Raw genomic sequence first — 13665 nt, 5'->3', positions numbered from 1 at the left:
TTAGTATTTGTATTCGTTTTGATTTTTCGTCTGTTTCTCAAATTTTTTCGTCAAAAGACAAATATTTTCACAATGGTCTGTAAAACTGAACATATCTACCGGCTGTATTTTTCTCACATCATAGCCATGTTTTGTCAAATACTCCAGATCTCTTGCCAGTGTTTCCGGTCCACAGGAGATATATACGATTCTTGATGGATTCAGTTTGATAACGGAGGACATAAACTTTTTATCACTGCCGGTACGTGGCGGATCCATAAACACAACATCTGCATGTTCTCCGTTTTCTGCCATGTTTTCCATAAATTCTCCTGCATCTCCCTGATAGAAACGTGCATTTGTAATCTTATTTTCCTTTGCATTGATTCTGGCATCGCGGACTGCATCCGGATTTAATTCCACACCAATGACATTCTTTGCCCGCTTTGCGGCTACAAGTCCGATTGTTCCTATTCCGCAGTATGCATCTATCACTGTTTCTTTTCGTCCAAGCCCCGCATATTCAATTGCTGTCTTATACAGAATTTCTGTCTGTACAGGATTTACCTGATAAAAAGACTGCGGAGAAATGCGGAATGTACATCCGCAGAGCGTATCCCGGATATATCCTTTTCCATAAATGACGATATCACGCTCACCCAGTACCATACTGGTCTTCTTATCATTGACGTTAAGCACAACTGTTGTAATCTGTGGGTATTTCTTTCTCAGAGCTTTCACAAAATTATTTTTTGAAGGAAAGATCGGGGAACCAATCACAAGAACCACCATGATCTCATCTGTGGAAAACCCTCTTCTCACCAGCACATGGCGCAAAAGTCCATATCCTGTGTCCTCATCATATGTTTTGATTCTAAAAGATTTCAGCATATCCCGAATTGTACGGATGATTTCCTGACTGATCTTATCCTCGATCATGCACTCTTCTATCGGAACAACCTTATGTGTTTTCGCTTCGTAGGTTCCACAGATAATATTACCTTTTTTATCCCTGTCAAATACTGCATGAACTTTATTTCTATAATAAAAGGGATCATCCATTCCAATGATTGGTTTTACATTTGCAAACTTTCCAAGAAGCTTCTTCATCCTTTTCTGCTTGGCGGCAAGCTGTTCTTTATAAGGAACACCCTGATACTGGCAGCTTCCGCATTTCTTTGATACACTACATTTTGTTACTTTTTCTTCCATAAAATATTAACCTGCTTTCTATAATTACACATTTTTTACATTATATCAGCGAAAATGGATTCCCGCAATCAGACAATCTTTATTTATCTGTCAATTTCCTCTCCGAATGTCGAAAAAGCAGGGATTCTGTCGAAATGTTTTTGACTGATTTCTGTTGAAACTTGTAGACGAATGTAGAAAAATATGATATAGTTTGTACATACAAAAGAGAAAATCATCGAATTGCCAAAGAGAAAAAAATTTATATCACCAAGGATAAAAACTCAGAAATACTCCAAAATACAAAAGATAAAATACATGAACTAAATACACCTGATAAATAGTCAAAATACAAAAGTATCGAGGCATTCCTTTCGTACAAAAGAGATTTACCCAAAGTACAAAAGAAACAGCTTACAGCAGATTTTTACACCAGATAAAAAAGACAGTTTCAGTAATGAAGCTGTCTTTTTCTTTATACATATTAATTTCATAAGATACTATGTGTCTGACATAGCCAAACAAATATTCGCAACAGCAATTAAAGCAGGTAACTTACCTGCTTCAACTATAACAATCCCCTGAATACAATCCAATCAGTAAAATTACCAATTTTCCTGTATTCAGGGGCATTATATTATTTCTCGTTTGGACACAAAGATTATCTGCTTATAATCAGTTTTTTATTCTTATTTGTAGTTTACGATCTTTCCGAAATCAGCTTTCAGAGAAGCACCACCTACAAGGCCGCCATCGATATCGTTCTGAACGAATAAGTCAGGTGCTGTTGCGGGATTTACAGATCCGCCATACTGGATACGGATTGCTTCTGCTGTTGCTTCATCATAGATTTCAGCGATGCATGCACGAATACCTGCGCATACTTCCTGAGCCTGCTCAGTTGTAGCTGTTTTACCTGTTCCGATTGCCCAGATTGGCTCGTAAGCGATAACTGCTGTCTTAGCCTGATCTGCTGTAACACCCTGGAATCCAACTTTAACCTGCTGACGGATGAAATCCATTGTCACGCCCTGTTCTCTCTGAGTAAGAGTTTCACCACAGCACATGATAGGTGTAATTCCATGTTCGAAAGCTTTGAGAACTTTCTTGTTAACATCTTCGTTTGTTTCTCCGAAGTATTCTCTTCTTTCGGAATGTCCAAGAACAACATATTTAACTCCGGCATCTACGAGCATTGCAGGGGAGATTTCTCCTGTGTATGCACCTTTCTCTTCAAAGTACATGTTCTCAGCACCAACCTGGATGTTTGTTCCCTTAGCAGCTTCTACAACCGGGATGATATCGATTGCAGGTACGCAGAATACTACGTCTACTTCATCGTTAACTACTAATGGTTTTAATGTTTCTACTAATTTAACGGCTTCGCTTGGTGTCATGTTCATTTTCCAGTTACCAGCGATAATTTTCTTTCTTGCCATGATGATTTATCTCCTTAGTATCCCTGTGGGATGTTATTATATTCTTATTTATCGTTTGCTGCTGCAACACCCGGGAGTTCTTTTCCTTCCAGGAATTCAAGAGATGCACCGCCACCTGTGGAGATGTGTGTCATCTTGTCGCCATAACCAAGGATGTTAACTGCAGCTGCAGAATCACCACCACCGATAATAGTTGTGGCATCTGTTTCAGCAAGTGCTTTTGCAACAGCTTCTGTACCATGAGCGAAGTTTGGCATTTCGAAGCAGCCCATCGGTCCGTTCCATACAACTGTCTTAGCATCTTTTACAGCATCAGCAAAAAGCTTCTCTGTTTCCGGTCCGATATCCATTCCTTCCCATCCGTCCGGAATCTCGCCACGTTTTACAACCTGAATATTGCAGTCATTGGAGAAGCTGTCACCAATTCTGTTATCTACAGGAAGAAGAAGTTTTACGCCTTTTTCTTCTGCTTTCTTCATCATGTCTAATGCATACTGAAGATAGTCATCCTCACAGAGAGACACACCGATATGTCCGCCCATAGCTTTGGAGAATGTGTAAGACATACCACCACCAATGATAAGAGTATCTACTTTATCAAGAAGGTTATTGATTACAGAAATCTTGCTGGAAACCTTAGCTCCGCCAAGGATAGCAACAAACGGTCTCTCAGGATTGTTCACTGCATTTCCAAGGAAATCGATTTCCTTCTGCATTAAGTAACCAACAACTGCTGTATCAACATATTTGGTCACACCAACATTAGAGCAGTGTGCTCTGTGAGCTGTACCAAATGCATCATTAACAAATACATCACAAAGAGAAGCAAGTTCTTTGCTGAATTCGTCTCCGTTCTTTGTTTCTTCTGCGCGATAACGTGTGTTCTCAAGTAAGATAACATCTCCGTCTTTCATCTCAGCTACTGCTGCTTTCGCGTTTGGTCCTACTACTTCAGGATCTGCTGCAAATTTAACTTCCTGTCCTAATAACTCGGAAAGACGTTTGGCAACCGGCGCAAGAGATAATTCCGGTTTCGGTTCTCCCTTCGGTTTTCCAAGGTGGGAGCAGAGAATAACTTTTCCACCATCAGCGATCAGCTTCTTAATTGTAGGAAGAGCTGCAACCAGACGGTTCTCATCTGTAATTTTTCCATCCTGAAGCGGAACATTGAAGTCACATCTTACAAGAACTTTTTTGCCTTTTACGTTGATATCATCAACAGATTTTTTATTCAGCATTTGTGGTGCCTCCTTAATAATATTCTTTAACTGTTACTGCATATCTGTAAACAGTAACTTATTGATTTCCTGCTGTCATTCCAGACCACGCGAAAAAGGTCCGGTCCAAATCAGACCGGACCCTTCGTTGGAGTCTATTCCTTTACACTTACTGAAAATTAAGCGTTCAGTAATTTACCAAAGTGTTTGATTGTACGAACCATCTGGCTTGTGTAGGAGTTCTCGTTGTCATACCAGGAAACTACCTGTACTTCTGTTGTGCCATTCTCAAGTGGAAGAACCATTGTCTGAGTAGCATCGAACAGAGAACCAAATCTCATACCAACGATATCGCTGGATACGATTTCATCTTCGTTGTATCCGAAGGATTCATTAGAAGCTGCTTTCATAGCTGCGTTGATCTGTTCTTTTGTTACGTTTCCTTCAACAACTGCTGTTAAGATTGTTGTAGAACCTGTTGGGGTAGGAACACGCTGAGCAGATCCGATAAGTTTACCGTTCAGTTCCGGAATAACAAGACCGATAGCTTTAGCAGCACCTGTGCTGTTAGGAACGATGTTAACTGCAGCTGCACGAGATCTTCTTAAATCACCTTTTCTCTGTGGTCCGTCAAGTGTCATCTGATCGCCTGTGTAAGCGTGGATTGTGCACATGATACCGGATTTGATTGCAGCAAGATCATTTAATGCTTTAGCCATTGGAGCTAAGCAGTTTGTTGTACAGGAAGCTGCGGAGATGATGTGATCTTCTTTTGTAAGAGTTTCATGGTTTACATTGTAAACGATTGTCTTAAGATCGTTTCCAGCCGGAGCGGAAATGATAACGTGTTTAGCACCTGCATCGATATGAGCCTGAGCTTTGTCTTTGGATGTATAGAATCCTGTACACTCAAGAACTACGTCTACACCGATTTCTCCCCATGGAAGTTCAGCAGCGTTAGCTTTTGCGTAAATTTTGATTTCTTTTCCGTCAACTGTGATGGAATCTTCTCCTGCTGTTACTGTATCTGCAAGAGCATATTTTCCCTGTGTTGAATCATATTTTAATAAGTGAGCAAGCATTTTAGGAGATGTTAAATCGTTGATTGCTACGATTTCAAATCCTTCTGCTCCAAACATCTGACGGAATGCAAGACGTCCAATACGTCCAAAACCATTAATTGCAACTTTTACTGCCATGATAAAATTCCTCCTATGAATTAAGTGGTTAATTATGGTAATCCTTTGTTTGTTAAAGAATCATCAACCTGTAATGTATTGTACATAATTCTAAACAAAAATTCAAGACCATTTTCCAAAAAACAGATAAAAATTAAGTAAAAAATGTAAATTATATGTTATACTGTGTATACAGTGCTTTATGAATACACTGATCCGGGCCTGTAATTGTGATATTTCAGGTGCAGATATATCCATTTAAGAGGACACAATATTCATTTATAATATATCACACGCAAATATAACAGTACTGTTTTTACAGAAGAAAGGACTGAAATTATGGACAGACAAATATTGTGGGATTGTCATATGCACTCTTCTTTTTCTGCTGACTCGGATACGCCTATGGAAGTTATGATCCATCGCGCCGTTGAAACGGGACTACAGGGAATTACTTTTACGGAACATCTGGATCCGGATTACCCTGTTACTCCGGACAATCTGGATTTTTCTCTGGATATTCCGGCTTACAAAGAAAAGCTGGCTGAACTTTCAGATATGTATAAGGATAAAATTCAGGTACGTTTCGGAATTGAACTGGGACTGCAGATGCATCTGGGAGAATATTTTGACTCACTTCTCTCTCAGACACCTTTTGATTTCGTTATCGGTTCATCCCATCTTGTCCATGGGTATGATCCTTATTACCCGGAATTTTTTGAAGGACGTAAGGAATTTTTATGTTATATGGAATATTTTGAATCCATTCTTGAAAACATTTCCGCATATGACGGATTTGATGTTTACGGACATATTGATTATGTTGTCCGTTATGGTCCTAACAAGAACCGGGAATATTCTTACGGACGGTATAAAGATATTCTGGATGAGATTCTGAAGAAACTGATTTCCATGGGAAAAGGCATCGAACTTAATACAGGCGGATATCATTATGGTCTTGGAGAACCCAATCCATGTACTGCCGTAATAAGGCGCTATAGAGAACTTGGCGGAGAGATCATCACCATCGGAGCAGATGCGCATACTCCGGATAAAATCGCCTGTGCATTTGATAAAGCTGCCAGTGTACTGGAAGCCTGTGGTTTTCGTTACTATACAATCTTCAAAGACCGTAAACCGGAATTTATTTCTCTGTAAAACGTGTCAGTACTTGCCTATATGGCAGTTCCTATAATATAATATTACATATGATTTCAGAAGCCCAATTTCCAAACTGCTCCAAATACTGTTTCTCTGGTCTGCATCATAGCTGATCATGATAAAAAACTGACAGCAGATATGGAAATTGCAGCTTTCTGTATATATTCGTAACTGTCCGGTGTCTCCATATTTATGTTTTATATGTCCCGACACTGCCCGGTTACTGTATTTTTCATAAACCAGGGAGGAATATTATGGCTAAAAAAAGACTCCAGAAGAAACGTTCTTCATCAACAGTCAGAAAGCAGGAATCAGAAATTTTACAAGTGACTACTTCCAAAACTGAGCCTGTCAGAGTTGAAACTTCTAAAGTAGAACCTGTTAAGGTCGAGACTTCCAAAGTGGAACCTGTTAAGGTCGAGACTTCTAAAGTAGAACCTGTTAAGGTCGAGACTTCCAAAGTGGAACCTGTTAAGGTCGAGACTTCCAAAGTGGAACCTGTTAAACTGGACGTTCCTGTTGATCTTACTTTATATAACGAACGTTTTCAGAAACATTATGATGAGCTGAAATGGTTATATTGCGAATTATATCAGGATCGTGATGATGTCATGACCTATCTGCATGATCTTACTTCTAATATGGAAGCTTTCTATAACAGCAGAAATTCAGCATTGAAGGCATCTGATAAAAAGCGTGAGGCTGATCCGGACTGGTATAAACGCAATGATCTTGTAGGCATGATGATGTATGTAAACAATTTTGCACATACTTTAAAAGGTCTGGAGGAACATCTGGATTATGTGGAAGAATGCAATGTCAATTATCTTCATCTGATGCCCCTGCTCGCATCTCCGAAAGGAAAAAGTGACGGTGGTTACGCAGTAGCTGACTTCCGCACAGTGCAGCCTGAGCTTGGTACTATGGAGGACTTTTCAGAGCTTACCTCCAAATGCCATGAACGCGGCATCAACATCTGCCTTGATTTCGTTATGAACCATACTTCCGAAGAGCATGAGTGGGCAAAACGGGCTCGCGCAGGTGAAAAAGAATACCAGGACCGTTATTTCTTCTTTGATACCTACGATGTTCCTGCTCTCTATGAGAAGACCTGTCCACAGGTATTCCCAACTACCGCACCGGGCAACTTTACATGGCTGGATGACCTTCACAAGCATGTCATGACTACTTTCTATCCATACCAGTGGGATTTAAACTACAGAAATCCTGTTGTGTTTAACGAAATGGTCTACAATATGTTATATCTGGCAAACCAGGGTGTTGACATCGTACGTCTCGATGCAGTTCCTTATATCTGGAAGCAGCTTGGAACAAACTGCCGCAACCTGCCACAGGTTCACACAATCGTACGTATGATGCGTATGATCTGCGAGATCGTGTGCCCGGGAGTCCTTCTTCTCGGAGAGGTTGTCATGGCTCCTGAAAAAGTTGTTCCATATTTCGGTACACTTGAAAAGCCGGAATGCCATATCCTGTATAACGTTACTACTATGGCAAGCACCTGGCACACAGTTGCAACCAAAGATGTATCTCTGCTCCGCAGACAGCTGGATATTCTGGGATCTCTTCCAAAAGAATACATCTTCCAGAATTATCTGCGTTGCCACGATGATATTGGTTGGGGACTGGATTATGATTTCCTGAAGAATTTCTCAATCGATGAGGTTTCTCATAAGAAATTCCTGAATGATTTCTTTACAGGCAAATATCCGGATACATTTGGCCGCGGTGAACTTTACAATGATGACCCGCGTCTGGGTGATGCAAGACTTTGCGGTACTACCGCATCTCTGTGCGGCATTGAGAAATATGGTTTTGAAGGAAATGTAGCTGGTGTTGACAGAAGTGTGCGCTATGACATCACACTTCATGCATTTATGCTTTCCCAGTCAGGTATCCCTGTAATCTACAGCGGAGATGAGATTGGTCAGGTAAACGACTATTCTTATAAAGATGATCCTGACAAGGCAGTTGATTCCCGCTATCTTCACAGAGGAGAATTCAACTGGTCACTTGCTCCAAACAGAAATATCGCAGATACAGTACAGGGAAAACTTTTCCACGCACTGGATCATCTGGAACATATCAGAAGTTCACACAGCGTTTTTGATACAACAGCTGATCTTCGTACAATCGATACCTGGGATTCTTCTATCCTTGCAATCGTACGCGAAAATGCAGAGGAGAAATTCATCGGAATCTATAACTTCAGCGATCAGGATAAGGTTGCATGGATCAACGAAGATGACGGCATATACACTGATCTTATCTCAGGACATGAGATGGAAGCTAAAGGTATTATGATCCCTGCATTTGGATGCTTCTGGCTGTGCAGAAAGAAATAAACCATTAATCTGCATAACGCAGACCGCATAATGCAAACGAGGACAATCTGCATATTTTACAGATTGTCCTCGTTTTTTACTTCTGGACTCTTTCCAAAAATCTTGCAAAAAATCCTTTATTTTCATCTTCTCTGTCCAGTGACTTCTCATAAATCCTCCTGATCCATTCTGTAATAGTTTCGATCAGGATTGGAGAGAATGTCATCAGTACAAATACCAGAATGATCATTCCAAATTCCAGAGAACCCAGTGTCAGCAAATCCTGCAATACAACCGCACTTATAAAAAATGCAAACTGCATTCCATAAATGATCACTTTTCTGTATGTGTTCAGCGGCGAATAAACTGTACGCAATGCAGACATATAGTTCCACCCCGTAACCAGAACACAGGCTGTATTAAGCATGACGTTGGAATGGTATACATCCTGACAGACCAGCATGATCGTAAATACACATCCTGTAATGGTTACTGCCGCAGGAAATGCATTCATAAATACGTGCCTCAGGAATGTATGGTCAATCTTATTGTAATTATTTTCCTGTGTCAGAAGAAATGTAGGAATTCCCACTGCGCAGGCACTGATCAGTGACATCTGGATTGGTTCAAAGGGATATGCATCTCCAAAGAAAATTGTGATCAATGACAGTAAAACAGAAAAAATTGTTTTGATCAGAAACATGGATGCCGCACTTCTGATATTGTTTACAACACGACGGCCCTGATTTACAATATGAGGCATTGCCCCGAAATTAGAATCAAGAAGAACGACATTTGCAATATTTTTAGCTGCATCGCTTCCTGCTGCCATGGCAATACTGCAGTCTGCTTCCTTGAGTGCAAGTACGTCATTTACACCATCACCGGTCATCGCAACTGTATGCTTCTGTGACTGAAGAGCCTGTACCATCTGTTTCTTCTGCTGTGGTGTTACACGCCCGAATACACTGCACTCTGCAACTGCACGCTGCATTTCTTCCGAAGTTTTGATTGTTGTTGCATCGATATAATGATTGGCATTTTTCAGTCCTGCTTTCTTTGCAATCGCAGAGACAGTCACAGGATCATCTCCTGAGATAACTTTAAGGTCAACTCCCTGACTGTCAAAAAAAGCCAGAGTATCCGGTGCTTCCTCACGTATCACGTCAGTGATGAGAAACAGTCCCAACGGTTCAAGTCCTGTCGGGCGTTCCGTTCCTTTTGTCTCCTGTTCACTGTGAGCCAGAACAAGGATACGGTATCCCTCCTGTGCGTAACTGCTGCAATGTTCCAGAAGTTCTTCATTTTCTTCCGGAAAAAGGAACTGTGCAGCTCCCATCAGATAAGTTCCTCTTCCTTCAAAAACAGCACCACTGTATTTCCTGTCTGAGGAGAAAGGAATGGCATGGATCAGTTTCAGGTCATTTCTTGAAGGAAAGCGCTTTCTCAGCGCATCTGCTGTTGCATTCTGATCATGAAGAACTGACATCATATTTCCCATAATGTGGTCAATTTCCTGAAGCTTCTGTCTTTCTTCCTGAGATACCGTTTCTGAATTTACTGTTTCCTGTATCTGTCCGTTTTCCTTCTCTGCTGATACCGTAACCTCCGGTTTTAATGCTGACACATTCTGAACAGGCTCCCCTGTTTCCGGATCAAATTTTGCTGTATGTTGTACAACAGTTGTCTGTGCTGTATCATACAACTGCACATCTTCAACCTTCATGGTACCTTCTGTGATCGTACCGGTCTTATCCAGACAGAGCGTGTCAACTCTCGCCAGCGTTTCAATACAGTAAAGCTCCTGCACAAGTGTCTTCTTTGTAGCAAGAACCATAGAACCCAATGTCAGTGCCACACTTGTCAGAAGTACCAGGCCTTCCGGGATCATTCCAAGTACTGCGGCAACCATATTTACCACAGAATCCTTCAGTGTATCTCCTACGATCATATATTGCTTGTAAAACAACATGGCACCAAGAGGCACGATAATGATACTGATCACCTTCAGAATCGCATTCAGAGAATTGCGAAGTTCCGAATTATGACGTTTAAATTCCTTTGCTTCACTTGTGATCTGCGATGCATAATTATCTTTTCCAACATGGATTACCTGACAGCAAGCTTCCCCTGATGTCACAAAGCTTCCTGAAAAAAGTTCGTCTCCCTGGCTTTTGGACAGATTGTCCGACTCACCGGTGAGTAGAGACTCGTTTACTTCTACAGTTCCCTCCAGTACCCTTACGTCAGCCGGAACCTGATCTCCTGTTTTCAGAAAGATCAGATCATCCAGAACAAGTTTCTCTGTGGAAATACTCCATTTCTTCCCCTCACGCAAAACTACTGTTTTACTCTCTGTAAGGATTGCAAGTTTGTCAATCGTCTTCTTTGCTCTGATCTCCTGAATAATACCTATCACTGTATTGATCAGAATGATTCCCATAAACATGGAGTTCTTATAAGATCTCACAAAAAGCACCAGAACAAGCAATGCAATATTTAAAAAGTTAAAAAATGTAAGCGTGTTTTCCAAAATGATCTGCTTGTATGTTCTGGTATTCGGGTTCTCGTTGACATTAACTTTTCCTTCTGCAATCCTCTCCTGCACCTGTTCATTTGTAAGTCCTGTCATTGCTACCTCCTGCAGAAAATATTTATAGCAGCATCATATAATAAAAATTGCGGGAACTGCTTCACAAAATATCTTTTGTCCCTGGTATCATATAATGCCATAATATAAAGCACAGGGCAGATGATGAGTATCACCCGCCCCTTCTTTATAAATAACGATTTCAGATTACAAACAGATTCAGATTTTTTGCTATAATCAATATTCTTCTTCCTCTGCTTCTTCGCCTTCGTGAATATCAGACTTTGGTTTCTTAAGACCTTTAATCTCAATATGATGCTTCTGTGCATAATCCCACAGAGCCGCATGGATTGCTTCCTCTGCAAGCAGGGAGCAGTGTACTTTTACAGGCGGAAGTCCGTCCAGGGCTTCCATAACTGCCTTATTTGTAACTTCCATAGCTTCTTCGATGGTTTTTCCCATTACCATCTCTGTTGCCATGCTGCTGGTTGCAACTGCCGCACCACATCCGAATGTTTTGAATTTGCAGTCTTTGATGATATGTGTTTCATCATCGATATCAAGAAAAATCCTCATGATATCACCGCATTTTGCATTTCCCACTGTACCTACGCCACTTGCGTTCTCTATTTCTCCTACATTACGCGGATGCTGAAAATGATCCATTACTTTTTCACTGTAAGCCATTTGTGTTTCCTCCTGTTATCCTGACTTTCTTTTAATATTATTTCTGTTGTAACTGCAAAAATACAAACAATTATCTTCTGTTTTGTTATTTATTCTGTTTTTTCATGAAATCTTCATATAATGGAGACATGCTTCTTAAGTGCGCTACAATTTCTTTCAATCTGTCCACTACGAAATCTACATCTTCCATTGTTGTCTCTTCGCTGAGTGTCATACGCAGAGAACCATGTGCAATCTCGTGCGGGAGTCCGATTGCAAGAAGTACATGGGACGGATCAAGAGAACCTGATGTACAGGCAGATCCGCTGGATGCACAGATTCCATAATTATCCAGCATCAGCAGGAGAGATTCGCCCTCAACAAACTGGAAGCTGACATTTACGTTATTCGGAAGACGTTTTATACGGTCACCGTTTACTTTTACATAAGGAATCTCTGTCTCAATTCTGTGGATCAGATGATCTCTGATAGCGATTTCTTTGTCAGTACGTTCTTTCATGGATGCATTTGCACGTGCTGCTGCTGCACCGTATCCAACGATTCCCGGCACATTCTCTGTACCTGCACGACGTTTACGTTCCTGTGCACCGCCATGTACAAAGGAACGGATTTTTACGCCCTTACGAATGTAGAGGAAACCGATTCCTTTTGGTCCATTGATCTTATGTCCGCTGGAGCTTAACATATCAATATTGCATTCATCCACATTGATCGGAACCTGACAGAATGCCTGAACAGCATCTGTGTGGAAAAGCACTCCATGCTCTTTTGCGATACGTCCGATTTCCTTAATCGGCTGGATAGAACCAATCTCGTTGTTTGCAAACATTACAGAAATCAGGATTGTTTCCGGTGTGATTGCTTTCTCAAGTTCATCCAGTTTTACAATACCGTTCTCGTCTACATCTACATATGTGATCTTTGCGCCGCGTTTCTCCAGATATTCACAGGTATGGAGAATTGCATGATGCTCGATCTTTGTTGTGATGATGTGGTTTCCTTTTGCTTTATATGCCTCAAAGGTAGCCTTCAAAGCCCAGTTATCAGACTCGGAACCACCTGCTGTGAAATAAATTTCTTCTTTCTTTGCTCCAAGAACTTCTGCGATCTGCTCTCTTCCTTTGGTGATTGCCTCTTTGCTCTTGCCTGCAAAATCATAAATACTGGACGGGTTGCCATAATATTCTGAAAAATATGGCAGCATTGCCTGGACAACCTCCGGTGCTGTTTTAGTTGTTGCTGCATTGTCCAGATAAATCATTTTTCCCATTTTCTTGTCCTCCTGTTTTATTTAAGTATGTCCGGTACATTTTCTTCCATGCCCTGACTTTCCATTTTTTCTTCATGTACTCTTCTGCTTTCCTCGATCAGCTGACCAAGCATCAGGGTATCGACAGCGCTTGTAATACTGTCATTGATTCTCTTCCAGACGAGCTTTGCCACACATACATCACTGCCATGGCAGGTTCCGTCATTCTCAATCCCGGGACAGGCTGCTGCTTCCAGGCTGCCTTCCAGCACACGCAGGACTTCACCGACCGAGATCTCATCTGCCGGCTTGCCAAGCTGGTATCCGCCGTAAGCCCCTCTGCTGCTCTTTACAAGACCGGCCTTCTTAAGCATGGCCATAAGCTGTTCGAGGTAGCTTGTGGAAATATCCTGTCTCTCCGCAATACTCTGTAAAGATATCGCTTCATTCGCACTGTGTAAACCAAGATCTATCAGTGCTTTCAAGCCATAACGGGCTCTTGTTGAGAGTTTCATTTTCTCACCTCGTTTTTTAATTCCCAGTGTTTCCCTCGGATTTCATGATTACTTTACCAGAAACAAACCGTTCTGTCAAGGCTGTTTTGTTCATATATTGCTGTAAAGGCGTTT

Annotated in this window: 10 protein-coding genes; 2 read left to right on the top strand and 8 right to left on the bottom strand. The window is 41.1% G+C overall.

The window, feature by feature from the left end; translation table 11 throughout:
- The 4 genes from rlmD to gap form a co-directional block, all read right to left on the bottom strand.
- The gene (gene rlmD / locus I4V44_RS01875; protein ID WP_025577281.1) at window positions 1–1191 is read right to left on the bottom strand and encodes a 23S rRNA (uracil(1939)-C(5))-methyltransferase RlmD; all 1191 of its coding nucleotides are present in this window, start codon (window positions 1189–1191) and stop codon (window positions 1–3) included.
- A 668-nt stretch (window positions 1192–1859) separates the two neighbouring features.
- The gene (gene tpiA, locus I4V44_RS01870; protein ID WP_022381027.1) at window positions 1860–2609 is read right to left on the bottom strand and encodes a triose-phosphate isomerase; all 750 of its coding nucleotides are present in this window, start codon (window positions 2607–2609) and stop codon (window positions 1860–1862) included.
- A 44-nt stretch (window positions 2610–2653) separates the two neighbouring features.
- Window positions 2654–3847 (bottom strand): phosphoglycerate kinase, encoded by a 1194-nt coding sequence (locus I4V44_RS01865; RefSeq protein WP_055052483.1) that lies wholly within the window; start codon window positions 3845–3847, stop codon window positions 2654–2656.
- A gap of 158 nt (window positions 3848–4005) precedes the next feature.
- Window positions 4006–5025 (bottom strand): type I glyceraldehyde-3-phosphate dehydrogenase, encoded by a 1020-nt coding sequence (gap, locus tag I4V44_RS01860; protein WP_008704062.1) that lies wholly within the window; start codon window positions 5023–5025, stop codon window positions 4006–4008.
- Between the two features lie 318 nt (window positions 5026–5343).
- On the opposite strand from gap, the gene I4V44_RS01855 reads away from it, so the two are divergent.
- Window positions 5344–6162 carry a histidinol-phosphatase HisJ family protein gene (locus I4V44_RS01855; protein ID WP_081016933.1) on the top strand — a complete coding sequence of 273 codons (819 nt, stop codon included), beginning with the start codon at window positions 5344–5346 and terminating at the stop codon, window positions 6160–6162.
- Between the two features lie 257 nt (window positions 6163–6419).
- The gene (locus I4V44_RS01850) at window positions 6420–8531 is read left to right on the top strand and encodes an amylosucrase (protein WP_207744213.1); all 2112 of its coding nucleotides are present in this window, start codon (window positions 6420–6422) and stop codon (window positions 8529–8531) included.
- Between the two features lie 76 nt (window positions 8532–8607).
- Here I4V44_RS01850 and I4V44_RS01845 read toward each other — a convergent pair whose 3' ends face one another.
- The 4 genes from I4V44_RS01845 to I4V44_RS01830 all read right to left on the bottom strand — a co-directional run bounded on the left by I4V44_RS01845 (window position 8608) and on the right by I4V44_RS01830 (window position 13551).
- Window positions 8608–11142, bottom strand: coding sequence for a cation-translocating P-type ATPase (locus tag I4V44_RS01845; protein ID WP_196002219.1), 2535 nt, complete (start codon window positions 11140–11142; stop codon window positions 8608–8610).
- Between the two features lie 195 nt (window positions 11143–11337).
- Entirely contained in the window at window positions 11338–11787 is a 450-nt protein-coding gene (gene nifU / locus I4V44_RS01840; protein WP_008704067.1) for a Fe-S cluster assembly scaffold protein NifU, read from the bottom strand.
- 85 nt (window positions 11788–11872) lie between these two features.
- Window positions 11873–13057: a cysteine desulfurase NifS gene (gene nifS / locus I4V44_RS01835; protein ID WP_055149412.1), complete on the bottom strand. Its 1185-nt coding sequence runs from the start codon at window positions 13055–13057 to the stop codon at window positions 11873–11875.
- Window positions 13058–13074: 17 nt separating this feature from the next.
- Window positions 13075–13551, bottom strand: a complete 477-nt coding sequence (locus I4V44_RS01830) for an RrF2 family transcriptional regulator (protein ID WP_022381064.1) — start codon at window positions 13549–13551, stop codon at window positions 13075–13077.
- Between the last annotated feature and the right edge of the window lie 114 nt (window positions 13552–13665).

Source organism: Blautia sp. 1001283B150304_161114_C9 (genome assembly GCF_015668165.1).
In the GTDB taxonomy this organism is placed as follows: domain Bacteria; phylum Bacillota; class Clostridia; order Lachnospirales; family Lachnospiraceae; genus Blautia_A; species Blautia_A wexlerae.
The sequence above is the reverse complement of the archived record's forward strand: the minus strand, read 5'-3'. Positions and strand labels throughout refer to the sequence as shown.